The 24,707-nt window shown below is 57.6% G+C and carries 23 protein-coding genes; 16 read left to right on the forward strand and 7 right to left on the reverse strand.

Features of this window, described 5'->3' with window-relative positions; genetic code table 11:
- The first annotated feature begins 222 nt into the window (after positions 1–222).
- The 9 genes from RIC29_05390 (at position 223) to RIC29_05430 (ending at position 8,846) form a co-directional block, all read left to right on the forward strand.
- The gene (locus RIC29_05390) at positions 223–2,388 is read left to right on the forward strand and encodes a molybdopterin-dependent oxidoreductase (GenBank protein ID MEQ8734335.1); all 2,166 of its coding nucleotides are present in this window, start codon (positions 223–225) and stop codon (positions 2,386–2,388) included.
- Between the two features lie 78 nt (positions 2,389–2,466).
- Complete coding sequence (locus tag RIC29_05395) at positions 2,467–3,405, forward strand: formylglycine-generating enzyme family protein (protein ID MEQ8734336.1); 939 nt, start codon at positions 2,467–2,469, stop codon at positions 3,403–3,405.
- Positions 3,402–4,340, forward strand: coding sequence for a formylglycine-generating enzyme family protein (locus RIC29_05400; GenBank protein ID MEQ8734337.1), 939 nt, complete (start codon positions 3,402–3,404; stop codon positions 4,338–4,340). Before RIC29_05395 ends, RIC29_05400 begins: the two co-directional genes overlap by 4 nt.
- A gap of 36 nt (positions 4,341–4,376) precedes the next feature.
- Positions 4,377–5,780 (forward strand): SUMF1/EgtB/PvdO family nonheme iron enzyme, encoded by a 1,404-nt coding sequence (locus RIC29_05405; GenBank protein MEQ8734338.1) that lies wholly within the window; start codon positions 4,377–4,379, stop codon positions 5,778–5,780.
- Positions 5,781–6,020: 240 nt separating this feature from the next.
- A complete protein-coding gene (locus RIC29_05410; protein ID MEQ8734339.1) occupies positions 6,021–7,502 on the forward strand; it encodes an FAD-dependent oxidoreductase in 1,482 nt (493 codons plus the stop codon).
- Positions 7,503–7,583: 81 nt separating this feature from the next.
- Positions 7,584–7,967: a type II toxin-antitoxin system RelE/ParE family toxin gene (locus tag RIC29_05415; protein MEQ8734340.1), complete on the forward strand. Its 384-nt coding sequence runs from the start codon at positions 7,584–7,586 to the stop codon at positions 7,965–7,967.
- Complete coding sequence (locus tag RIC29_05420) at positions 7,967–8,290, forward strand: DNA-binding transcriptional regulator (GenBank protein ID MEQ8734341.1); 324 nt, start codon at positions 7,967–7,969, stop codon at positions 8,288–8,290. Before RIC29_05415 ends, RIC29_05420 begins: the two co-directional genes overlap by 1 nt.
- Positions 8,291–8,401: 111 nt before the next feature.
- Positions 8,402–8,668: a hypothetical protein gene (locus tag RIC29_05425; protein MEQ8734342.1), complete on the forward strand. Its 267-nt coding sequence runs from the start codon at positions 8,402–8,404 to the stop codon at positions 8,666–8,668.
- A 61-nt stretch (positions 8,669–8,729) separates the two neighbouring features.
- Positions 8,730–8,846, forward strand: a complete 117-nt coding sequence (locus RIC29_05430) for an FAD-dependent oxidoreductase (protein ID MEQ8734343.1) — start codon at positions 8,730–8,732, stop codon at positions 8,844–8,846.
- Between the two features lie 86 nt (positions 8,847–8,932).
- On the opposite strand, the gene RIC29_05435 is transcribed toward RIC29_05430, so the two are convergent.
- The gene (locus tag RIC29_05435) at positions 8,933–9,721 is read right to left on the reverse strand and encodes a hypothetical protein (protein MEQ8734344.1); all 789 of its coding nucleotides are present in this window, start codon (positions 9,719–9,721) and stop codon (positions 8,933–8,935) included.
- A gap of 438 nt (positions 9,722–10,159) precedes the next feature.
- Here RIC29_05435 and RIC29_05440 point away from each other — a divergent pair, with 438 nt between their 5' ends.
- A complete protein-coding gene (locus tag RIC29_05440; protein MEQ8734345.1) occupies positions 10,160–11,689 on the forward strand; it encodes an FAD-dependent oxidoreductase in 1,530 nt (509 codons plus the stop codon).
- Between the two features lie 194 nt (positions 11,690–11,883).
- Here RIC29_05440 and RIC29_05445 read toward each other — a convergent pair whose 3' ends face one another.
- Together RIC29_05445 and RIC29_05450 are read right to left on the reverse strand one after the other, a co-directional pair.
- Positions 11,884–12,555 (reverse strand): class I SAM-dependent methyltransferase, encoded by a 672-nt coding sequence (locus tag RIC29_05445; protein MEQ8734346.1) that lies wholly within the window; start codon positions 12,553–12,555, stop codon positions 11,884–11,886.
- The gene (locus RIC29_05450) at positions 12,552–13,226 is read right to left on the reverse strand and encodes a glycosyltransferase (GenBank protein MEQ8734347.1); all 675 of its coding nucleotides are present in this window, start codon (positions 13,224–13,226) and stop codon (positions 12,552–12,554) included. Before RIC29_05450 ends, RIC29_05445 begins: the two co-directional genes overlap by 4 nt.
- A 350-nt stretch (positions 13,227–13,576) precedes the next feature.
- Between RIC29_05450 and RIC29_05455 the strand changes: the two genes are divergently transcribed.
- The gene (locus RIC29_05455; GenBank protein MEQ8734348.1) at positions 13,577–13,813 is read left to right on the forward strand and encodes a hypothetical protein; all 237 of its coding nucleotides are present in this window, start codon (positions 13,577–13,579) and stop codon (positions 13,811–13,813) included.
- A 20-nt stretch (positions 13,814–13,833) separates the two neighbouring features.
- Here the strand turns inward: RIC29_05455 and RIC29_05460 are convergent, their stop codons facing one another.
- Complete coding sequence (locus RIC29_05460) at positions 13,834–14,775, reverse strand: SUMF1/EgtB/PvdO family nonheme iron enzyme (GenBank protein ID MEQ8734349.1); 942 nt, start codon at positions 14,773–14,775, stop codon at positions 13,834–13,836.
- Positions 14,776–14,912: 137 nt separating this feature from the next.
- Here RIC29_05460 and RIC29_05465 point away from each other — a divergent pair, with 137 nt between their 5' ends.
- Positions 14,913–16,025: a hypothetical protein gene (locus RIC29_05465; GenBank protein ID MEQ8734350.1), complete on the forward strand. Its 1,113-nt coding sequence runs from the start codon at positions 14,913–14,915 to the stop codon at positions 16,023–16,025.
- Between the two features lie 38 nt (positions 16,026–16,063).
- Positions 16,064–17,446: a tetratricopeptide repeat protein gene (locus RIC29_05470; protein MEQ8734351.1), complete on the forward strand. Its 1,383-nt coding sequence runs from the start codon at positions 16,064–16,066 to the stop codon at positions 17,444–17,446.
- Between the two features lie 15 nt (positions 17,447–17,461).
- Here RIC29_05470 and RIC29_05475 read toward each other — a convergent pair whose 3' ends face one another.
- The 3 genes from RIC29_05475 to RIC29_05485 are packed head-to-tail and all read right to left on the reverse strand — an operon-like array spanning position 17,462 to position 21,386.
- On the reverse strand, positions 17,462–18,490 hold the full coding sequence (locus tag RIC29_05475; protein ID MEQ8734352.1) for an ABC transporter substrate-binding protein: 1,029 nt from the start codon (positions 18,488–18,490) through the stop codon (positions 17,462–17,464).
- Between the two features lie 56 nt (positions 18,491–18,546).
- On the reverse strand, positions 18,547–20,250 hold the full coding sequence (locus RIC29_05480; GenBank protein ID MEQ8734353.1) for an iron ABC transporter permease: 1,704 nt from the start codon (positions 20,248–20,250) through the stop codon (positions 18,547–18,549).
- Positions 20,247–21,386 carry an ABC transporter ATP-binding protein gene (locus RIC29_05485; GenBank protein ID MEQ8734354.1) on the reverse strand — a complete coding sequence of 380 codons (1,140 nt, stop codon included), beginning with the start codon at positions 21,384–21,386 and terminating at the stop codon, positions 20,247–20,249. Before RIC29_05485 ends, RIC29_05480 begins: the two co-directional genes overlap by 4 nt.
- 217 nt (positions 21,387–21,603) lie before the next feature.
- Between RIC29_05485 and pal the strand changes: the two genes are divergently transcribed.
- The 3 genes from pal (at position 21,604) to RIC29_05500 (ending at position 24,690) form a co-directional block, all read left to right on the forward strand.
- Positions 21,604–22,125, forward strand: coding sequence for a peptidoglycan-associated lipoprotein Pal (gene pal, locus RIC29_05490; protein MEQ8734355.1), 522 nt, complete (start codon positions 21,604–21,606; stop codon positions 22,123–22,125).
- 277 nt (positions 22,126–22,402) lie between these two features.
- Complete coding sequence (locus RIC29_05495; protein ID MEQ8734356.1) at positions 22,403–23,713, forward strand: MFS transporter; 1,311 nt, start codon at positions 22,403–22,405, stop codon at positions 23,711–23,713.
- Positions 23,713–24,690 (forward strand): hypothetical protein, encoded by a 978-nt coding sequence (locus RIC29_05500; protein ID MEQ8734357.1) that lies wholly within the window; start codon positions 23,713–23,715, stop codon positions 24,688–24,690. Before RIC29_05495 ends, RIC29_05500 begins: the two co-directional genes overlap by 1 nt.
- Positions 24,691–24,707: the final 17 nt, after the last annotated feature.

The raw sequence follows: 24,707 nt of genomic DNA on the forward strand, positions 1-24,707 counted from the left end.
GGCGTATCTTAACAATTTGATGTGGTCAAAACCATAGTACCTGATGTGACCGCCGTAGAATGACCAATATCAATCCCATTCTGAGCAGGTCGCCTGCTTTGATATGATCGCCGTCCGAATACCGGGCGAATGCCGATTCGTCAGCTTTGGTCTTGGGGTGCGCTTATGCTAAACCTACATTTACCAATACGAACGCTTTTTGCCCGCTTAGAGAGGCCGAATATGACCCACCATTCTTCTCGCTCGATTCCATCCAACTCAAGCTTAAGCCGCCGCACTTTCTTTGTAATGTCTGCCGTTGCTGGCGGGCTGATGCTGGGCACTCGGCTGCCACAGTCCCACGCGGCGGTGGCAAAGGGCGAGACGGCTGAACTGAACGCCTTCGTGCAGGTGATGCCGGACGAGCGGGTTTCTATTGTGGTGCCAGGGGTGGAGATCGGTCAGGGCGTGTACACGACGCTGCCCAAAGTGGTTGCCGAGGAAATGGACGCCAACTGGGATCTGGTTGAAGTGCGTCTTGCCACAGCCAATCCGGCCTATGGCAACCCCGCCAAAGACGGTCGTCAGTCCACGGGTGGCTCGGATGCTGTCATGGGCTATTACGAGACACTCCGGAAAATGGGTGCCGCCGCCCGTGAGATGCTGGTGCGCGCTGCTGCAAAAGAATTGAATGTGCCGCCTGAGAGTTTGTCAGTGAGTGACGGTGTTATTACCCATGGTGAATCAGGCCGGACACTGACCTTTGGAGCCGTGGCAGAGGCGGCCGCCAAGCTCACGCCGGTTGAAGAGCCCGTTCTTAAAGACCGTGCAGATTTTAAGCTGTTGGGCAAAGAGGTGCGTCGCAAAGATACACCGGCCAAAGTTGATGGCTCGGCTGTTTACGGTGCCGATGTTGATCTTCCAGGCAAGCTGTATGCGGCCTTGCGTACATCACCTGTTTATGGTGGTGAAATCCTCAGCGACAACAGAGAAGAGATCGCGAAGCGCCCGGGTGTGGTCGCGGTCACGGAAGTGGACGGCGGCTTGGCGGTGATCGGCGAAACCTTCTGGCAGGCTAAAACAGCCGCCGAGTCCATGGTTGTCGATTGGGATTTTAAGGGCGGCGACGCCATCAATTCTCAAGACTTGTGGGCAGAAATGCGTGCGTCGCTGGACGATGAAGCGCGGCCCTTCTTTGGCGCAACAGGTGATGCACCTGCAACAATTGAAGCCGCAGAAAAATCCTTTGAGGCCGAGTATGAAGTGCCATTCTTGGCCCATGCCTGTATGGAGCCGATGGCGTCAACCGCCTTAGTCACCGAATCAGAGTGCAAGATGTGGTCGCCGCACCAGCAACAAGATGCGGCGCGTGAAGCTGCGGCCAAAGTCACCGGCTTCGCCATTGAAAATGTCCATCTGCAAAATACATTTGCCGGTGGCGGCTTTGGCCGGAAGTGGGAAGTGGATTTCGCCGTACAGTCTGTGCAGGCCGCGATGGCCGTGCCGGGTCGTCCGGTCAGCCTGATCTGGACCCGCGAGCAAGATATTCAGCACGACTTCTATCGTGCGGCCTATGTCGCCCGTGTGAGGGCCGCGCTTGATGACGATGGCAAATTGATTGCTATGCACAGCCGCTTGGCGGGCCAGTCCATTTTACAGTTCCAAAACCGTCCGCGCAATTTTCCTGACCCAACCTCTGTTGGCGGGGCTGTGGGCGGATCGTATGCGATTGACAACAAGCTGATTGATTACGTTGAATACAAGCCAACCGTTCCGGTTGGATTCTGGCGCGGTGTGGCGTCGTCCCAAAACGGCTTTTTCTCGGAAAGCGCCATGGACGAACTGGCTGTTATGGCTGGCAAGGACCCCTATGAATTCCGCCGGGATTTGATTGTCGATAAGCCGCGCGAACTGGCTGTGCTGAATAAGGTGGCCGAGATGGCAGGCTGGGGCCGTGATATGCCGTCAGGCCGTGGTCTTGGCATCGCGTTCTGCCCTGGTTTTGGTTCGGTCAATGCGCAAGTGGCCGAGGTGGATGTGTCGTCTGGTGATTTGCGTGTGGTCAAAGTCTGGTGTGCCTATGACTGCGGCTTTGCCCTTGATCCGTCTAATGTGGTGCATCAGATGGAGAGCGGCATCACCTATGCCTTAACGGCTGCCCTGTTTGGTGAGATCACACTGGAAAAGGGTGTGGTTGTGCAATCCAACTTCCATGATTACGACGCGGTGCGCTTGGCGAATATGCCTGAGGTGGAAGTCGCGTTAATCGAATCTGACCAGCTGGTCGGTGGCGCGGGGGAAGCGGCTGTGCCGGCAACAGCGCCTGCGGTGGCCAACGCGATTTATGCTGCCACAGGGCAGCGGATTCGTCGACTGCCCTTGCCCAGTTCAGGGTTTAGCGTCGCTTAACGGACCTTCAAAAAACAGGACTCTTCCCTAAACTCTTTCCATGGCACAGGATAAGCTGTGTGAGTCGGGAGGGCTTGGGTGAAGCTATTTTATACTGTTGTTATAGCTGTTGTTGCTCAGTCAGCAGTGGCTGTGGCCGAGCCTGGCGACGTTCTGAAAGATTGTGAATTTTGTCCCGACTTGGTGATTGTCCCAGCTGGTGAATTTCGCATGGGGACCCCGCTGGGTGTGCCGGTGGACAATGAAACCGGTGAACAGCCGCCAGTGCACATGACGATCCCCAATGACTATGCGCTGGGGCGTACCGAAGTCACAAATCGTGAGTTTGCGGCCTTTGCAGAAGACACAGGTTTTGAGCCCACGGTGCTCTGCCGGGTCTGGAACGACAAACTTCAGCGCTATGACGACGACCCCAACCGCACATGGCGGCGCCCGGGTGTGCCCTCTAACCCGAAGCCGGATCATCCGGTCAGCTGTGTGTCATGGCAGGATGCCAAAGCCTATGTGGTCTGGCTGGCCGAGCGCTCTGGGCAACTCTATCGCCTGCCGACAGAAGCGGAGTGGGAATACGCCGCGCGGGCCGGGTCGGATGGTCTTTACCCTTGGGGCAACAATCCCCATCAGGGCTGCGCCTGGGTCAATGCCTATGATCTGGACAGTCTGGAGCGTTATCCTCTGGCCTGGACGCACATGGCCTGCCGCGATGGTTTTGCGGGCGTGGCCCCAGTGGGGTCGCTCAAGCCGAATGCGTTTGGTCTTTACGACATGCTGGGCAATGTGTGGGAATTTGCCGAAGACTGCGCCACCAAATCGCACATCGGGCGGCCCAAAGACGGCCGCGCCTGGGTCTGGCAAGGCGGCTGTGAACGCATCATTCAGCGGGGTGGGGGATGGATGACCTCTGTCGCCCGCATCCGGCCTGGGTATCATGGGGATGCCAATGCCACACACCGGTTTGACTTCGGTGGTTTTCGTGTGGCGCGGGATTTAACGCCCGCTGAGCGAGGTGCGCCATGAAGTACGCCTATGGACTTGCTGTTTTTCTGTTGTCTTTGAGTGCGCAAGCGCAAGATGCTGGCGCGGTATTGCAAGACTGCGAAGATTGCCCGCGCGTGGTGGTTATTCCGGCGGGGCAGTTTGAGATGGGAACGCCAGTCGGGGCCTATGAAGTCAATGTAGAGTCGGGCGAAGGACCACCGATCACAATTACAGTGCCGCAGGCTTATGCCATTGGCGAGACGGAAGTCACCATTGGTCAGTTTGAAGCCTTTGTCAAAGCCACCGGATATGAAGCAGGCAAAGGCTGTCAGGTGATTGGCGACGGCGGTGGCAGCATCGATGATCCGGAGGCCAGTTGGCGCAAACCGGTCCAGCCGATACGGGCCAAAGACACGCATCCGGTGTCGTGTATCGATTACGCGGCCAGTGTGGCCTATGCCGACTGGCTGTCACAGATGACGGGACAGGTCTATCGCCTGCCGACCGAAGCCGAATGGGAATACGCCGCCCGGGCGGGCAGCACCGCGCCCCGGCCCTGGGGGGCAAACAACTCTTTTGAGGGGGTGTCGATTTCCCTGACCTGTGAGCACGCCAACGCCTACGATGTGGAGTCTCAAAAGCACTACACCTTCGCTTGGCCCTATGCCCGCTGTAGCGATGGCTATACCGATGTGTCGCCTGTCGCCTCTTTTGAGAAAAGCGCCTATGGCCTGTACGATATGATGGGCAATCTGTGGGAGCGGGTGCAGGATTGCTACACCGCCAGCTACTGGGGCCGCCCGCGTGACAGCAGCGCCTGGGTCTGGGACGGTGGCTGCGAGCGTCGTGTGGTGCGTGGGGGCGGTTGGTACAGTCGCCCGACAAATGTACGCCCGGCGCGGCGCGCCAGCGGCAGTGTTGATGGCCGCGGCAATGATTTAGGGTTTAGAGTGGTCAGAGAGTTGGGCTCATAGAATTAAGCTCAAAAAATTAAACGGAGGGGTCACATTATGATGCGCATGTTTTACGTTCTGGCAGCGGGGCTGCTTTCAGCTGCGGTTCAGGCACAAGCGCCGGGAACGGTCATTCAAGACTGTGAGGATTGCCCGGAGTTGGTGGTGATTCCCAGTGGCTCATTCATGATGGGCACCCCGATCAGTGATCGCGAGGTCGACCTGACCAGAGGGGAAGGGCCGCAGGTCAAAATCACGATTGATTACCAGTTCGCAGCCGGACGCTATGAAGTCACCCATGGCCAGTTCAAAACCTTTGTCGAGGCGACCGGGCATCAGGTCACGGAAGAATGCCGGGTGTGGAGCGATACCATTGGGTTTAATGACGATGACACCGCCAGTTGGAAAGACCGGCGTCAGCCGAAGCGGGTCAAAGACGAACATCCGGTGGGGTGTGTGTCGTGGAACGATGCCAAGGCCTACACAGAGTGGCTGACCAAAACCACAGGCAAACGCTACCGGCTGCTGACGGAGGCCGAGTGGGAATATGCGGCGCGGGCCGGCACAACAACCTCGCGGTTCTGGGGTGAGAGTTCCGGTGAAGCCTGCGCCTGGGCCAACACCTTTGATCTGGATGGGGCCGAGGAGTATCCGTTTCCCTGGTTCCCGGCGACCTGCCGCGACGGCTATGCGGACTTGGCCCCGGTGGGGCAGTTCAAGCCCAATGCGTTTGGTCTGTACGATATGATCGGCAACGTCTGGGAGTGGACGGAAGACTGCTGGGCGGCAACACACATTGGGCGTCCGCGCGACGGCTCAGCCTGGACCTGGTCACCGGGCTGCGACATGCACACTACGCGCGGTGGCGGTTGGTTGTCAGCGCCAGAACGCAATCGCATTGCCTGGCCGGGCCGAGACCCGATTGATAAGCGCAACACGCAATTTGGCTTTCGTGTCGCCCGCGATTTAGGCCCCAAAAGTGAGGTCAGCGAAGGAGGTTCGATTCGTCGCATGACCTTATTCACGTCTGACGTTGAACTGTCGAAGGCCTTTTGGTCCGAAGCCATGGGCTATCAAGTGAGCTTTGAAGACACAGAATTCGGCGGCGCAGAAACCGCTGGATCGCTCAACCTGGACGAGGGCAATCGTGCGCACTTTGTGATGATGGACCCGGTTGGCGGGGAAGGCCCGATGATCGGCCTGCTGGGCTCAAGCGGTAATGAATTTGTGCCCCTGGAACGCGAGGGCGCGCAACGTCCCCGGGCCGGCGAGTCTCTGCTGGTGGTCAAGGTGCCCGACATTTTTGCGACCTTCGAAAAGCTGGAACAGATGGGCGCGCAAATCGCCTCAAAGCCGTCTCGCTTATCGGGTCAGATGACCAGCGTGGTGGGCTATGAGGGCACGGTGTATACGCCGGATGGAACCCGCATCAATGTGCAGGAAATCGAGTCTGGAGGCTGACATTTTTTGTCATTGCCCCTCATGCTCGAAACGAGGCTCAGCCTCATGCTCGAAACGAGCCCATGCACGACTGGTTCCGTTCAAACGAGCCTATGCACGTATGATCGGTGGAACGAGCCCATGGAACCGCTTCGGCGCACCCCCTTGGAACGAGCCCATGCATAACATTATGAGTCAGATGCGATAGAGTGTTACTTCCGGCTTAAATCGACGCTTTTGACCCCTGCGGAGACGAACACCATGACGGCACATCCCACACTTTCAAGACGCTCCAGCCTGGGCCTGCTGGCGGGCACGGCCCTTGCGGGAACCCTGACAACGGGTATGGCAACGGGGGCGGCGGGTCTCGGATCACGCCGCGCGTTGGCCGCAGATACGGCCGATGTGGTGATCGTCGGCGCTGGGTTGGCGGGTCTCACGGCGGCGAGCTGGTTGGAAAGCGAAGGCTATTCCACCACCATCGTCGAGGCGAAAGACCGCATCGGCGGGCGCTGCTACACCATGACCGACCTGCCCGGCAATCCGGAAGCCGGCGGCTCGTCGGTGGGGGCGATGTATGCCCGTTTCCTCGATTTTTGTGATCGCCTGGGCGTCAAGCGCACGCCCGCAACCAGCAGCGGCTTCGGCACGCATATTCATATTAAGGGCATCAACATCCTCAACGAAGACTGGGCCGATCATCCGCTGAATCCGTTTCAGGGCGAGGCCCGCGCGCTCACCCCGGCGGCCTATCGGTTTCGCATGATTGATAAGTACAAACTGTTTGGCGATTTGGAGTCCTGGTGGGAGCCAGAGATCGCTGCGCAAGACCGCTCGTTGCGTGATCTGATGCTGGCCAACGGCCACAGCGAGGCGGAAATTCGTTTGGGCATGGACACCAACCCAGGCTATGGCCACAGCATCGATGATCTGTCGGCGGTGCACATGATGCATGTGTGGAATTTCGCCCGCTCGCAGTTTGAGGCCGAGGCCCCCAACTTCTGGAACATCGAGGGCGGCAATTCCAGTTTGGTCAACGCCATGGCGGCGGCCCTAACCGGGGCGATTCACCGCAACACGCCGGTGGCCGGGATCCGCACGGGTGGGGCCGGGGTTGAAGTGGTGGCGGACGATGGCCGCGTGTTCACCGGCAAACGCGCTGTTGTCACGCTGCCGTTCTCGGCCCTGAAATTTGTGGCGTTTGATCCGGTGATCACCGGGGTGCAGGCGGAGGCCATTCAAACCATGCCCTATGGCGCGTGCTTCCATGCCTTCCTGGAGGTCGACGCCCCCTATTGGGAAGACGATGGCCTGCCGGCTGGCATGTGGATGGACACCACCCCGGGGCGCATGGGCCCGCAAACCGAAAACGGCGAAGCGGGCAGTCAAAACGTGGTCGGCCAATATGTGTTCGCCACCGGGCGTCTGGCGTCGTTCCTCAACCGGCTGCCGCAAGACCAAGCCGAGGCGCGGCTGATTGCCGATCTGGTGGCCGCCCGGCCCGCCGCCAAGGGCAAGGTGCGGGTGCGCCGCTCGTGGTCGTGGAGCAACGACCCCTATGCCGGGGGCATGTACGCCTATTGGCGACCCGGCATGATTGCCAAATACAAAGAGAAGATGATCCAGCCCACCGGCAGCATTCACTTTGCGGGCGAACACACCTCGCAATCTACCCGTGGCTTGGAAGGCGCGATGGAGTCCGGCGAACGCGCGGCGTTCGAAGTGCTCGATGTGCTGGGGTAGGGCTGGCTGAGGCGCAGAACTCGCGGATTCAGTGACTCTCAAGCTTGACAAATATAGCACTGAGTGCTAGATAATTATTCTATGAGCGCAGCCTCTGTTAAGATAACACGTGTGTTCAAAACGGCTTGGTTTGCCAAGGCGGCCTCAAAAGCGCGCATCAAGGATGATGAACTCTGCAAGGCCATCGCGCAGGTGATGAAAGGCCAGTGCGATACCCTTGGCGGCGGCGTGTTCAAAAAACGTCTCAACAAGAACCGGCATCGCGCCCTCATTCTCGCCAAAGCTGGACGGCATTGGATGTATGAATATTTGTTCGCCAAGAAAGACCGGGCAAATATTGAAGATAATGAACTTACCGCGTTTCGGTCGCTGGCCAAAAGTTACGCAAGGCTGAGCGAGAACCAGATCGCGCTGTTGCTTGCGGACGGTGACATCATAGAGATTTGTAAGGGTGGAGATTTGTAATGGCGACCAAAGCTAAATATAAAAGTGATGCCTTTGAGGCGATTCACACATCGGCCTCCGCGCTCCGCAAAGCCGGTGCCATCGACAAGGCGACGATGCGCAACTTTGATGAAAGCTGCCTGACAGTACCTTCCGAAATCAAACCTGAGCAGATCAAGCAGCTTCGCGAAGCCAACCATGTGAGTCAGCCCGTATTTGCCCGTTATCTCAACACCAGCGAAAGCACGGTCGAGAAGTGGGAGACGGGCGCGAAGCGTCCCAGTGGTATGGCGCTCAAGTTACTCACCATCGTGCAGAAGCACGGTTTGCAGGTGCTGTCTTAATAACGCCAGAATGGAGTTGCCTAGCACAGCGCCTAGGCTTTTCTTCATGGGGGTGTATATGGGTATATGGGGGTCATGCCCCGTATAATGGGGTGCCTTAGGAGATAATCTATGAGCCTCGTTGAAGTACGCGATCACTCGCTTTGGCCCAAACACATTCATGGCAATGAGTCCTTGAAAGAAAAGCTTCTTGTTATGCCATCTGGAACAGTCATCGAACTAACAGTCGATGGGTTCCGGGGGCACTGGAAGAAGATGGATGACGGAAAGGATGGGCGCCCCACCCCGGGTATCAAACCCATTGGCTCTGCCCGCGAGCACTGGCATGAGCTTCAAGAAGAGCGCGGAAAGCTGGTGTCTATCGAGGAAGCGGTATGAAGGAGCCTGCCTTACTACCAAGTATTTACGGCCCGGTATGATTACTAAATAAAAAGAGAATGTGATCCAGCCCACGGGCGGCATTCACTTCGCCGGGGAGCACACCTCGCAATCCACCCGTGGTTTAGAAGGCGCGATGGAGTCCGGCGAACGCGCTGCCTTCGTAAAGTGCATTTAGAATGATCGGAAACGGGGCTTTTGCCAGGGCGTGGCAGTGCAAAACCACTGCCCCTGGCAGCCTGTGTTTCCCTTACGTCAGGCGTTTTACTCCGGCTTCTGAAAGAGCAGCGTGTAGCGGTCCGACTGCCCAGTTACGGCTGGATTTGCGACTTCAAGTGTGAGCGCGTCTTGCGGTCGGGCAAGCACGTCGGAGAAATCGACGAAGATGAACCCAGCGTCCAAGACTTCCTTGATATTCAGCACCGGGTCGATCCGTCTGCCGTTCTCCTCATTGCCTGGCTCCATATGCCGGCGCGTGTGGTCGACGATGCCGTAGTAGCCGCCAGGCTTCAGCGCATCGTAGGAGGATTTATTCACAGCCATACGATCGTCAGGTGAAAAATTGTGATAGTTGCGAAATGTCAGGACAAGATCGACAGGCTCAACATCCCATTCCCCTGACGGGTCGAAGAATCCGCCCGTCGGACTTGGGTATCCGTTCCAGTCGATTTCTTCGACGCCCTCGAGTCCGGCAAGCTCACGCGTCGGCTGGAATATGTCTTGATAAAGCCCTGGCGGATGCGTGACGTAAAGTTTGCCTTTGTCTTTCAGCACCGGGCCAAGAATTTTCGTGTACCAACCGCCCCCAGGTAAGACCTCAAGGACTCTCATGTCCTCACGCATGCGGAAAAATTCGAGCACCTCGGCTGGCTGGCGATTGGCATCCCGGGCGCGATCTTTTTCCGTCCGGATGTCGCCTTCCATGGCTTCGATGACACGTTGCTGAAAGGGGGTCGGGTTCGCGGGTTGAGCAAGGGCGGCTCCGGCGAGCAGAAGGGCGGAGCCTGCGGTGCAGGCGATCAATGTGTATCGGACGAAATTTGCAGTGCGCATAAGTGTCACTCCTTTAGGGATCAATTAGGGACAAACGCGTTGGTTCACAAAGATGGTGAGTCAAAGATACCTCTTTATGTCTGCAAATAGCCACCAGCGGATATCTGATTTAGGTCAGACTGTGCGGTGTGACCATAGGTCACTGCCGCTAGGCCATGGCTGCCGCTCAGGTCCCTGCCGTCATCGGCGCGGGCTCTTCAGTCCGGGCATAGCATTCGATGCTCGACAGATTTGGTTTGTCCCAGGATTTCGAAGGCGGCGCTTCCAGCATAAAATCGCGGCTATTAAGTGCTGGATGTATCGGGATAAAACACGGGGTTGGACCGGCTCTTGACCTCTATCGGCATTTTGGGTGTGTTGCGTGTATTGTATTCATTATCAAAGTGCTCCTAACTCATCGATGGCAGACACACGCACCTCTTCAGGAAGGACCGGACCATGAGCCAGCGATTCAAGATCAAACCGATCAGTAAGCGTCATTTGTTGCTGGGCGCGACAGCGGGTCTCGCGGCCAGCGTGCTGCCTGCGTGGCGACGGGCCGAGGCGGCAGACAAATATGGATTGATTGTCATTGGCGGCGGCACGGCTGGCATGCCGGCGGCGATTTTTGCGGCGGAACGTGGGACGCGGGTGCTGGTCATCGACAAAGCGCCTATTCTGGGCGGCACGCTTGATCGCTCCAACGGTCAGATCGCTGCAGCGGGCACCGTTTTTCAGGAGGCCAAGGGCATCCAGGACTCCCCAGACGAACATTATGCCGACAACATGCGCATCAACCGCAACACCGCAGACCCGGTGCTGACGCGGCTGTTTGTCGACAATGCTGGAGAGTCGGTGAACTGGCTGGCGCAGAATGGCTATCGCGTGATGGAGGATCACCCCACCACGGGCGGCGGCCATGAGCCCTTTTCCAAAGCCCGTTACATGTGGGGCGCGGAAGAAGGTGTGTCGATCTTCAAGGCCATGGAGCCTGCCTTGCTCAAGGGGGTTGAGTCGGGGCGCATTGATTTAATGATGAGCACCGGGGCTGTCGATCTGATCCAAGATGCCACGGGGGCTGTGCTTGGCGTGGTGACTGAAGATGATACGGGCAACCTGCAAGACCATTATGGCCAGCATGTGCTGATTTCCTCCGGTGGCTTTGCCGCCAACCCGCGTATGTTCCAAGACATGCACGGCGTGCCGCTCACCCGTGACATTGCCTATCCCTATAGTCAGGGGCAAGGCATTCTGCTGGGACAAGGCGCGGGCGGCTATGTGCGCGGACAAGATAAGTTCGCCAGTATTTTTGGCGGCCTGATGGCAGACAATATTTATCCAACCCAGTTTGAAGCCTACTTTAGTGGCAACCCTGCACGGCGACCGCCGCGCGAAATTTACGTCAACGTTCATGGTGATCGTTTTGTGCGCGAGGATTACCCGGGATTGGATTATCGCGAGCAAGCCCTGGGCAAGCAGCCCGGACTGCGCATGTGGGTCATTGCCGATCACGAAATGATGACAACCAGCACACCGTTTGTGGGCCGCTGGACTCTTGATCAAATGATGGACGGGTTTGAAACCCACTCCATGTTCTTTAAGGCCGACAGCATTGATGCTCTGGGGGTGAAGGCAGGGGTCAACCCACAAGGTCTGCGCAAGTCGGTTGATCAGTTTAATGACGCCATTGACAGCGGTGCGCCTGATCCGTTTGGCCGTGTGCACCGCCCGTCAAAAATTTCCAAGGGGCCGTTCTATGCTGTGATCATGACCGGATGGACGGTTGTGTCGTCGGCCGGACTGACCGTTGATGGGCGGCTCCGCGTGATGCGGCCCAATGGAACACCTGTGCCCAATCTTTATGCCGCAGGGGAAGTGCTCGGCGCTGGCGTGACCTCGGGTAAGGCTTTTACCAACGGCAGCTTGGTGACGCCGGCGATCACCTTTGGCCGTCTGCTCGGGCAAAAATTTCTGAATTTTGAGGTGTGAAACACCTAGAGTTCATGAGGTGTGATGACCGGTGGTTTAGAGGTGTGAAACACCTAAAGCTAAGAGGTGTGAAACACCTAAAGCTAAGAGGCGTGAAACACCTGGGGTTTATAGGTGTGATCAATTTGCGGCTGCTCACCCAAGGCGTCGCAGGATTATCAAACAACAGTGCCCGCAAGACGATGATTTCGCAGCTACTTAGGGACAGCCTTTACGACATATTGTAGAGGTAGAGCGTCGGCGACCGCTATCTTTGCATCGCCGCCCGCGGCTTCGGCCATTTGCGCGATGAGGGGGAGGAATTTGTCGCGCTGGGGTTCATCGAAGGTGCGCGGGAAGCCTTCGGTAACGGCGAACCCCGTCTCGGTAAAAAGTTTCAGCAACGTCTGTCGCGTGAACCAACGCAAGTGGGTTTTGTCCATCAGTCCGGCATTTTCATACTCAAAAGCACCGACGCTGAGTTTTACCTGGACGGACCAATGTTGGGTGTTAGGAACACAGGCGACGACAACGCCGTTTGGCGGGATGACGGCGCGTATTTTACTTAAGACGGCCCAGGGGTCTTTGAAGTGTTCGAGAACATCGCCGAAAATCCAGCAGTCACGGTCCGCGACGGTAGACCAGAAATCATCGCCGGACTCTTCCAGATTCAGGTTAAGGCAGCGGTCACAAGACCGGCGCGCAAGGGCGGCGTAGGCGGGCTCTATTTCTAGGCCCAGATAATCGCACGCAGGTGATGTTTTTTTGAATTCACGCGCCAGGGCACCGGAACTGCAGCCGACCTCAATCAATCGCTTGGCGTTTGCAGGAATTATTTTGAGCAGGTCGGGGTTGTGTTGCTCGTGAACCGGCGTTTGCTCCATCATTCGCCCCACTTGGCGAGATAGGTGGCGTAGGCGTCTTTCCAGGCTTGCGATGCATAGTTTCCCGCGCTTTCATGGATCAAGGACAGGGGCCAGGTGCCGCAGGTGATGTTTTTCTGTTCAGCCTGGCGGCAGAGGTCTATGTCGTAGAAATGGAAATCGAAGCGTTCGTCAAAGCGTAATCCATTGGCGGTAAAGGTGCTACTCTCGGCGGCCAGGAGCAGGCCGTCCAGCAATTTTACGGGCTGGCCGACGGGGCCAAAGATACTCAGATTCTCCGGTGGAAAGCTCGTGCCGTGGCCGACGATACCGCTGAGATGCTCCTGGGAGTCCCACGTGCCTGTGGTGTCGATGAAGGCCCAACTCGGTTGGCGCGGCAGGCGGCGCGTGTTGCCGGCAACACCGACGATTTGAAAGCGCTTCAGGGCGGTCGCGATCTGATTGACCCAATAGAAATCGAGGATGTGCAAATCGTCGTGGGCGAAAATCAGCGTGCAGGGATCGTTTACGCAGTCTTTAATGACGGAGTTGTAGAGCTTCGGAAGACCCGTGCTGTTCGCCGGAAACAGCCGAACGTCCAAAAAGGGAAAGTTATAGAGCCGCAGCGATCGCCCGGTGGCGGTTTTTTCATAGAAGTCGGCCTCGCTGGCGCGCGAGGCGACGACGAATCTCACTTTCTCCAAAGTTCAGTCCTCAAAACAGTGTGCGGGGATTCTACAGCACTATGTTTAGCACGGCCCTCAAAATAGTATCACCGCATGTAGGCGGCCGCCATCGACAACGGACGCAGCAGGCTGGCAGGGGCTGTGGAGTCCGGCGCGCGCGGCGTTTATGTGCTGGATGTTGTGGGGTGAAGGCTGGTTAAAACTATACCTTTCAAGCTTTCTGCGACCGCAACACCCCCTTAACCTTTTTGCGGCAGACTTATCGCAACCCAAAGAAACGCTCTGGCGTTGATGTCCGACTTCAGACGTCAGCCGTATATTGAAGGCTCGAGCCTCGAGCGAACTGGAAGACGAGACGCATGGCTTACAAAGCAAAACCGGCGCGCGCGAGTTCGCTGCTGTTCAAGACGCTGGAAAATCTGACGTTGTTGGTGGTCTGCATCTGCTGCGTCGGCGGTGTGTTTTTGTGTGGGGCGGTGCTGCTGGCCAGTTTGCATGATCCCGTCCCCATCATCATCCTGGCTTGTCTGTTTGCCGCCGGCACCATGGTCTCGGCCAGTGAGCTGACAAAGCCGCTGAAAAAACGCCCCGTCTAAAGCGACTGGTTTGTGAGCGCTTAGTCTTTGATCGTTAGCGCCACACGAAACCCGAGCAATTGGCTGTGATAGAGCGCCCAATCTCCGGCTTGTGCGGCAGCGCGCACCCAATCCGTGCCGGACACCCAGGAGCCGCCGCGCGGCACGCGGCGTTCGCAGGAGCCGTTGTCTTCGCCACGCCAGGCGCGGCCATCGGTTGGCGCTTTGCTCATGTCCTCATGGACGCAGTCGTCGGTCCATTCCCAGGCGTTGCCGAGCATGTCATGCAAGCCCCAGGGGTTGGGCTCGAACGTGCCCACGGGTGAGGTGCGCTCGAACTGATCGTCACAGGCAAACACGGGCGCGTAATCGTACAGCCGGCGGAAGGTTGAGTCGGCCACATTGGCATAGGTGCAGGCGTCGGCGTTGGCGGTGCCCCAAAACCAGGGTCCGCGTGTGCCCGCGCGTGTGGCGTATTCAAACTCGGTGGAGGACAAGAGGCGATAGGGCTTGCCGGTGGTCTCGGCCAGCCAGGCAGCATAGGCGGTGGCGTCGGCCCAGTTGACGCACACCACGGGATGATCTTCGCGTTGATCGTAACCCGGCGCGTCCCAGGTGTGGTCGCGCACGAACCCCAGAATGCGGTCGTGCGTCCAGGTGTTGCAGCCGACGCGACCGTCTTCATAGGTGGTTTCATATCCGGTGGCGTCGACAAAGGCGCGATATTGCGCCCGGGTGGTTTCCGTTTTGGCGACGGCCAACGTGTACGTGATGGAGACCTCACGGATGGGTCCGTCCCCGCCCTTGCGATTGGCGCTCCAGGGCTCTGAGCCCAGAGTCGCCGTGCCCGACGGCACCGTGACCATCTCGGGGCAGTTTTCACAATCGGAGAAGGTTTCGCCGGTTTCAGCCGCAGCGACTGGGATGTCTGAGATAACAGGGGCCAGTACAAGGAGGGCAATTAAGAGTTGGAGTCGCGCCATGGGGGGTGCTCCTGTGGATAAAGGCATTTGATTATCGCAGCGTTACACGATGTTACGCCCAAAGGGCTTGCCAGAGGAAGTCTACTCGGGTGTCATAAGCGTATCGAACCACAATGGACCCTGGGGAGGGGTGTGAGATGCAAACTCAGATAATGGGATCAGTGCTGGCAGCGGCGGTGCTCGCAGGCTGTGCGGCCAACACCACATCGCAGATGAGTTCAAATGCCAGCGGTGCATTTGGCTCGGGCAATCCGGATATTGAAATCAAGTACGACGAAGCGTTCCCCTATTACGACATTCCGGATATTCCCGTATCGGCGGAAGCCTACTTTGCGCCGGACAGTTATCACATGATTGCCCAGACCAATGACTCGCGCGCCGTAAAATCCCCGTTCGGCACCACTGGCAATCTGACCTACACCTATTCTATTGACGGTAAGAATTTGCAGGCGGCAAACGATCGCGGACAGGATGCCTGCTCGTATTTCTTCCCGGATCAACAACGCATCGTCTGGACGTCCACCCGCGATAACTTGGATATGCCCGCGGGCAACTGGTCGGATCAAGATGAATATCCGCAAGGCGCGGAGCTTTACAGTTCCAACATCGATGGATCTGACCGGGTGCGGTTGACCAACAACAAATATTACGAAGCGGAAGTCTCCGTGTCGCCCAACGGTCAATGGATTGTCTTTGGTCGTATGATTGACGGTCAGATGGACCTGTGGAAAATGCGGCCCGATGGTTCAGGTGAGCAGCAAGTGACGTTTACGGAAGACTGGCAAGAGGGCGCGCCGTTCTTCATGCCGGACAATGAAACCATCCTGTTCCGGGCGTGGCGCAAATCCGAGTACGGCAAAGTCAGTCCCACGCCGATGACGGTGTTTACCATCAAGCATGATGGCTCTGACTGGCGGCGTTATACCTTTGACCAAGATATGAATTGGGCACCGTATCCGGCTCCGGACGGACGCCATTATGTGTTTGTCAAAATCCGTGGCGAGAACAACTGGGATGTGTATCTGGGCGATCTTGCGGGGGGCAAGCCGTTCCGCCTCACCACCTACGAGGGCTTTGATGGCCTGCCGTCTTTATCGCCCGATGGCACCAAGCTGGCCTGGGCGCGGTCCACCGCCGGGTTCATGCGTGGCATGCGGACGCACATCATGGATATCTCATCGCTGAATATCGGACCTGAGTCCTACGTGCCGCTGGAACCCGCATGGGGTCAGGCGATGATGGATGATTGATCGGGTTTTTTTATGATCACAGATCAGGTTAGGTTGTTATGATCAGAGATCATAATGGGCTTGAAGTCACCGCCGCCAGTCAAGAGGCGGCGGACGCTTTTGATCGCACCCTTGTGGCATATCTCCGGTTTGGCAAAGACATTGGTGATCTGCTGAAAACCACCTATGCGCAAGACAGCGAAATGGTGCTGGCCAATGTGCTGCGCGGCTACTTCATGCACATGATGGGGGTGCGCAAGTTGGTGCCCAAAGCGCAGCAGGCCCTGGAGGCGGCGCAACGGGGCGCGGCGATGGCAACGCCCCGTGAGCAGCTCCACGTTAAAGCGCTGGAGGCGTGGTGCGGCTTGGATCTGGTGGGGGCGACGGCGGCCTGGGAAGAGGTCATCCGCGATTATCCTACGGATGTGCTGGCCGTGAAGATGCTGCATTACACCCACTTTTATATGGGCGATGCGGCGAACGTTAGAAATTCGGTCGGACGGGTGTGGTATGCCTGGGAAGGCCGCGAAGACCTGCCCACCTACGGCTACATGTTGTCGATGCGGGCGTTCGGGTTGGAAGAAACCGGCGACTACGCGCGGGCAGAGTCGCTTGGCCGTGCGGCGGCCAGCCTCAACGAAGCCGATGCCTGGGCGGTGCACACGGTCGCCCATGTGTGTGAGATGGAAGGCCGTCGGCAGGACGGCATTGCCTGGCTCGAGTCCAAGGGCGGTTACGAGAACTGGAATAACTTTCGGTATCATCTGGCCTGGCACAAAGGCTTGCTGCTGTTTGAGTCGGGGCGACACGAGGAACTGTTGGCGCTTTATGATGATGAGATTTTTGATCCGGCGTCCGATGAATATCTGGACCTGACCAATGATATTTCCATTCTGGCCCGGCTTGATATTGAGGGTGTGGATGTCGGCAATCGTTGGGCTGTGCTTGGCGAGAAAGCCAAAGGGCGGGTTGATGACAAGCTGTTGGCGTTTGTCGATGCCCACTTTGCGTTGGCTTTAGGGGCAACGGAGGCAGACGCGGCAGCGGACTATGTGAGCTCGATTGATGCCTATCGCGACGCGCAGGATGATACTTATGCGCATGTGGCCAATGCGGTTGGCTACGACCTCTGTGCAGCCTTAGCGGCCTATAAGGCGAAAGACTTTGCGGGATGTGTCGCGCAGTTGGAGCCCGTGCGCGATCATGTTCATCTCATCGGCGGTTCCAACGCCCAGCGCGACCTGTTCACAGAGATTCTCATTGATGCGGCGATCCGGGCGGAACAGTGGACCACGGCGCGGGGTTTGTTGTCGGAGCGCACGGCCTTAAAGCCCAAAAATATGCGGTCCTGGCGGCAACTGACTCTGGTGCTGAAAGCCTTGGGCGATGACACCGGCGCACAGCGGGCGTCGATCAAGGGTGATGTCGCCGGTATGAGCTAAGAAGCAAGCGGTGCGTTACTCTTCGTCGGGCGCACCATTGCCTTCGAGAATCGCCAAAAACTTTTCAGACAAGCGATCATGGTTTTCCAAACGCCAATCAAACGGCACATGGACCACGCGGCGGCCTTTAGCATAGGTGTTTAGCGCCGTGCCCGGTGTTTCCGCGAGCGAATAACTCCGCGCTTCTTCCAAGGTGGCCTGGCCTTCAGCTGAGACAGCCCACAGCGCCCATAATTTCGCGGCGGCGGGATGTTCGGCGTCCTCTAATACAAACGCACCCGAAGACGACAGCACCAACAGATCAATATCTGGATGTGCGACGGGTGCGCCGCGTTTCTGCAGCGAGAAAATGTCGGTGCCGATGGCCACCGGAAATTCACCACTGAGCACGCGGGCGCGGATATCTGCATAGCGGGCGAGGAGTTTCGGCTCTTGCTGGGCGATTATCTGTTGCAGCAAGTTTGCGGTTTCGTCTTCGCCAAGGGCATAGCTCATGGCCATCCAGGGATAGGGCGAGCGTGGCATGGTAATGCGTCCGCGCCATTTGGGGTCGAGTAGATCAAAGTAGGTTCTGGGGGCGTCAGCGGCGGTGACGCGCCCGGTGTTGACGGTGACCATGCTCTGATGACCGTCGTGGGTGCGCAGACCCCAGGGCCCCATGGCCAGGGACGGATCAGCGCCATAGGTGTTGATCCAATCAATCTCCATCAATGCGCCGGTCTTGGCCATGGCCGCAATCAGGCCGGTCCAGAACACATCAATGCCGGTGGGCACCCCAGCGCGATGGGCCAGCGCCACTTCAGACGCTTTGGCCGAGTGCAGACCGCCGGACATGGTGAGGTCGATATCAATGCCGTAATAGTCATTGAAGGATTGGGAAAACGCCCGCACTTGTCGTGGGTTGAGCGTGGCTCCGAAGACCTGGAGGTCGCCTTCCGCTTCCGCTTGCGGAATCAGGGCCTGAACAGCCGGGGGAAACGTTTTGGTTTGTGCCCACACATAGCTCGGGACAAGCACCCAAAAGAGTACGATAAAAATTTTCATCTCGGCAGTTTACGCAAGGGTCACCAGCAGGGCCAGACTTACAACCGAATAATTGATCAGCGCGTTCGTTCTAAGCCCGGTTCAGCCCCTGGTTCAGCCATGCCGGTGAGTTTGCGCGCGGTCAGGGCCAGGGCGACCAGTACCACAATCATATACAAGGCGACGGCGGCGGCACTGGCGGTTTCCCCATTGGTTTGCAGGTCAAAGATCAAGACCGAGACCAAGGGCGTGCCCGCGCTGTTCATGATTAACGGCAGAGTGAGATCGCGGGCGGCAAGCATGCCGACCATCAGAGCGGCATAGAAAATCGCCGGGGCCATGAGGGGCAGAAACAACCCGCGGAAGGTGCGCCAGCGGCTGAGACCGGACACCCAGGCGGCTTCTTCCAACTCGGGGTGAATTTGCAGCGCGGCGGAATTCATCGTGCGGGTGCAGTAGGCCAGCATGCGTGTGCCCATGGCGGCCATGATCAGCCACAGGGTGCCATACAAGGGCAGCCACTGATAAACGGCAATGCCCATCACCTGAAAGGCGGTGGCTGTGACGATGGCCGGGACGGCGGGTGCGAGAAACACCAACGCGTCGGCCCAGGGTGAGATACGCGAGCGACTGCGCGTGACCACCCAGGTCAGGCAGATGGCAAAGGTCATGGCCATGAAGATGGTGCCCGCCATGACGAAGCCGGTGTTGATCAACGGCTCGCGCAGGTAAGACAAGCCATCGAGAAACCCGAAGAGGGACACGTTCTCCAAAGCGCCTGCCGAGGGCGGCTGGATAAACGGCACGAGTGAGACCCATACCAGCGTGATCACAGGTAAACCAACCGTCAGGAACACCCAGAGCCACACAAAGGCCGAGGCCGCGCCATGCCATTTGCCAAGGCGGACCAATCCGGGGTCACGCCGCTTGCCGCTGAGGACGGCATACTTTTTGGCCTGACGTAGAAAGCGGACATAAAACAAAATTGCGCCTGCGCTGAGAACGAACAGCAGAACGCCTGCAGACCCAGCCAGACCATAGTCAGGGAGTCCATCGACGGCGTTGAGGGCCTCGTAAATGGTCAGCACCAGCACGTCGCCGGGCGGTGCGATGATGGCGACGAAGTCGAACATCTCAACGGCGACAACGAAGTAAAACACAGCAACAGCCAGTACGCCGGGGGCCAACAGCGGCAACACAATATGTTGGAAGGTTTTCCAGGCCGGTACGCCGGCCGTGCGGGCGGCTTCCTCTAAACTGCCATCCAGATTGCGCAGGGCGGGAATCAACATAAATGCTGCACCGGGCACCAACACCAGACCCTGCAACATGCACAACCATTTAATCTGATAGACATCAAAGGCGGCTTCGCCGGTGTAATTGGTCTGGCCGAGCATGGCGTTGACTAGCCCAGCGGAGGGGTTGAACAGCCAGACATAGGCCATCGCCGTGATGAAGCCGGGAATGGCCAGCTTTGCGGCGAGCAGAGTGAACAGTCCTGTTTTCCAGCGGAAATCTGTACGCGCCAGCAACCAGGCAAACGGCAAAGCAAAGGTGAGGGTGACGGCGATCGAGCCAAACCCAAGGCCAAGGGTGCGCATTAGCGTCGCGGGCAAACCCGGGTCGGTTAGTAGCCGCACATAAGCGTCTGTCGTGAAGTCATTAAACTGTGCGTTACTGGTAAAGCTGCCGACCACATTGCCGGCCAGAGACACCAAAACAAAACTGAGGCCGATGAGCGCGCCGCCGTAGACCAACCAAAGAGGATTGAGGCGACTCATGTTTGGTGCGTCCGATTATCTGGGGCGGGTTTGACCGCGATGGTGCTGTCCGGCGGCAACTGGATCTGGACCTCTGATCCGATTCCCAACCGCACGGAATGATGGGTGGACACATCGAGCGTGATGGTGCTTGTTTTAAGACCGCTTGCTTGAAGGCCATAAACCATGCGGTCGCCCTGAAACCGGCGATCCGTCACCGTGACGTAGAGGCAGGTGGTTGGATCTGCGCCCGCTGGGGCTGGCACGACCACATCGCCTGGGCGGATTCCCAGCAGGCAATGTGCCCCGTCTGGCAGCACAACGCCCTCAGCCGTCATCCCGAGAAAGGTTCCGGCCTCGGTTTTGACCTGGGCGGTGCCGTCGGACCAGCGCACGACGGAGCCGGGAATCATATTCATATCGCCGACAAACCGGGCGACGTGCTCATCGACTGGGCGGTGGTAAATGGTTTCCGGATCGCCAATCTGTACAATATGGCCTGCATCCATCACGGCAATACGGTCGCCCATCTCCAGCGCTTCAGCCTGGTTGTGGGTGACGTGAACTGTAGTCAGTTTGAGCTCGTGCATCAGCGCGCGCAGTTGGCCGCGAAGCTCAACCTGGAGCCGGAAATCCAAGTTGCTCAGTGGTTCGTCCATCAGCAGCACGCGGGGCTGTAAGGCTAAGGCGCGGGCCAGACCCACCCGCTGTTGCTGCCCACCGCTGAGGGTGGTGACCGAACGGTCTGCCAAGTGATCAATCCCTAGCAGGCCAAGGACATCGTTCACCCGTTTCGGGACCTCATTGACGGGCGGGCGGCGGCGTCCGGCTTTGAGGGGGAAGGCCACATTATCGAATACGCTCATATGCGGCCACATAGCATAAGACTGAAAGACCATGGCCAGCGGCCGTTCTTCTGGTGGGACAAAGGTGCCAGAGTCTGCGTCTGATAAGATCTCGCCGTCGATCTCGATGTGTCCGGCGGTCGGCGTTTCCAGTCCCGCGAGGCAGCGCAGCAGCGTGGTTTTGCCACAGCCCGATGGCCCCAAGAGCACAAACACCTGACCGTGGCCGATCTCAAGATCAATGCCATCTAAAGCCGTCACCGTATTTTTGCCCATGCGGTATTGTGCTGTCAGGCCGCGTATTGATATCACGTCTTATGGTCTCCTCGCAGGGGCAGAGCACGCAGGCTCAAACCCGAATCATAGGCTCTTGGGTCAATCAATCTGGACGATGTTTCAGAACCGATCAATCGAGAAAGCCGATAGATAAAAATCAAATTATTCGTTTGAGTATGGCCGGTGAAACACCGAAAGTCCCGCCCGCCGATGTGAATAGTCCATCGGATGACCTTGGACGGATATTTTTGAAATGAAGTATTGGCTACGCGGCTCATATGCTGTGCTCGCGGCGATGACTCTCGCTGCGTGTGCTAGCAAACCCGAAGTAACAGAGAGTGCGTTATCGTACGCAGATCGCGACATGGTTCCGGTCGCTGCACCCTTTGCTCCGGGCAGTGCACAAGAATTTATCGAAGTAATCGGCAACACTGTGCTTTTTGGTTATGACGAAGCAACCTTAAACGATAAAGCCGTCGCGGCTTTGAAACGTCAGGCAGATTGGCTAAACCAATACCCCAGCGCCTTGCTGGTGGTTGAGGGGCATGCCGACGAGCGTGGCACACGCGAATACAACCTTGGTTTGGGTGAGCGTCGTGCGCAAGCGGTCAAAGAATACCTGCTCTCCTCAGGTATTGATGCCGGTCGCGTTGAAACCATTTCCTACGGCAAAGAACGCCAAGTGTGTGTTGCCTCCGGAGAATCGTGCTGGTCACAAAACCGCCGTGGTTTATCGGTGGTGCGGGACATTGAAGCCCAACAGGCGCAGCGCTAACGCCGCTTTTGAATATTAGACATTAGGTGCCATTCCTTTCATTTGGTCCTGTCGACCAGTGAAGGGATGGCGCTTTTTGTTTGGATAACAACCTTCTTGTTTAGGTAAAGGCCCCCCGGTTCTCATCGTGTGAACTGTAGGCTATGAGCGCACCGCAAAGCTCAAAGCAGACTGTGACGTCGCATGTGAAGATGGAACACCAGAGCCGAAGGCTAACGGCCTTGCGTTCAAACAACGTCGCAGCCACACTCTCCTCTGTTTTATGCAGGGGATATCTATGACAATTGAAAGCGAACACGCGGGCACCGGCGCGGCCCTCAGCGCGACGGCTGATCGCCAAGATGGGTTTTTTGCCCAGGTGCGCGGTTATCCCTTGGTGATTTTTGTTGTCTGCCTGTTCGGCTGGACCCTGACCAACTTCGATCAATCTTTATTTGGTTACGCCATTCCCGGTATCCGGGAAGAATTCGATAAAGACCTGACAGATATCGGCCGGATTTTATCACTGTCGTTTCTGCTTGCCGCAGTGTTCGCTGTTTTTATGGGAGTCTTGGCCGACCGCTATGGCCGCAAGATCGTGTTCGTTGGCACCCTTGGGACGTCGGCCCTGCTGGTGGGGTTGCATTTTTGGGTGCCGAATTTTCTGACCTTGGAAATTTTGCGTGTTCTTGGCTTTGCTGTTTCGATCGGCCTCGCCCCAATCGTCGTGACGTACACGTCAGAGGCGGCTCCGGCCCGGTATCGCGGGCTGATGACGGGCTTTTTACAATGTGGTTATCCCATTGGGTGGTTCATCGCCGCCATGGTTGCGGCACCCATCATGGCCAATTACGGCTGGCGGGCGATTTTTCTACCCGCACTTCTGGTTGTGCCAATTGCGATTCTGCTGGCGCGTTTTCTGCCTGAGAGTCAGCGCTTTCAAGAAAAGCGTAGGGCGGATGCCGGTCAAGTGGCAGAGCCGTGGTCGGCGCGCATCAAGGCCGTCTTCGCGCCTGAGATCCGCCGTCGTACGTTGCTGTGCGCCGTCATCTATTTCATGGTTGGTGGGGCCTACGCGGGCACGGCGTTTTACTTCCCGTCGTTCTTTAACGAGGTGCGCGGATACGACGCAGAAACCGCGACGCTGATTGTTGGGATTGCCTACGGTATTGGCATCCTTGGCTATATCGGATCGTCGTTGGTGGGTGAGTTTATCACCACACGGCGCAATACCATCGTGATTTGGTTGTGGCTGGGGGCGCTGGCCATGTGCGGCCTGATCTGGATTCCAACGACCTTTGCCGGCGATGTGTTGTGGTTCAGTTTGATGGCGGCATTTTTCTATGGTGCAAATGCGGTCATGGGCACGTTTCTCACCGAGCAGTTCCCCACGCATATGCGAGCAACGGGGTCGGCCATTGCCGGTACCTTTGCGATGAACCTGGGGCATGTGTTGTTCCCCATCGGCGTTGCGTTTGCGGTCGAGCCGTTGGGGTGGGAATGGGCCTTTGCGCTGGCCACCGTGCCGCCTCTGTTTATTGCTGGCGTCGCGGCCTTGGCCATGGAGAACAAAGCATCGGGCTTGGATATTGATGAGGTTGCCGAGTAATGAGCAGTCCGCTGTCGGTCGCGGTGCTCGGCGTGTCGTCTCTTGATCTGGCGCGGTCATTCTATGGCGATCGCATTGGTCTTGACGCGAGCGCGGTCGCGAAACTTGCCGGCCCTGGATTTGAAGCCCATTGGGGGTTGCCTGCCGGATCAACAGCGCAAGCTGTGATGTTTGCGGCGGGCACGTCAAAAGTGGGTCGTGTTCTGGCCATCGCGTTTGATGCGGACCAGCGTGTTACGATTCCTGAGCCCGGGGATCGGACCTATCGCGGTTTGTGGAATCTCAACTTCTATGTGGACGATATTCGCACAACCACGAAAACCTTGCAGGCGGACGGCTATACGTTTTGGTCTGAGCCTGTGGGTTATGAGGTCAGTGCGCAAGCCGGGCAGCCGGTAGAAGTGTTGTTTGATGGCCCGGATGGTTTGGCGATCAATCTGGTGGAACTCACCGGTGATGACTCCACCTCCATTGGCAAACTGCGCCGCGAGGTCGAAGCTGAAGGAAAAACGCCAACGGGATTCACGCCCGTTTCAACCACGTCTCATTCGATCATTGATCACGAGAAAGCCCTGGCGTTTTATCAGAGCGTTCTAGGGCTGCATGTTATTATTGATGATGTTTTGGACAAGCCCGAGACCAACCATTTTCTGGGCCGTCCGGAGGCGGCAAAAACACGGGCGACGTTTGTATCGGCGGATCACCCCTTTGGTAAAATCGCCCTCTCACATCCGCTGAATTATACCGCCCCGACAAAAGATGAAACCCAGGTGCCACCGAATATTGGGTATCTGGCGCAAAGTTTCCTGGTGTCCGATCTAAGCCAGGCCCTCCAGGCGTGTGAGGGTGTGGGGGCCTCAGTGTTTTCTGATCCCGTGGACATTGACATTCCAGGCGACAGCAGATGCCGTGCTGCGGTGGTGCGCAATCCGGGGTCGGGGGCGTTGATGGAACTTGTTGAAGGGAAACCATTGTGAGTAAGGCGAAATGACAC

Source organism: Rhodospirillaceae bacterium (assembly GCA_040219235.1).
Taxonomy (GTDB): Bacteria; Pseudomonadota; Alphaproteobacteria; order Rhodospirillales; family Rhodospirillaceae; genus WLXB01.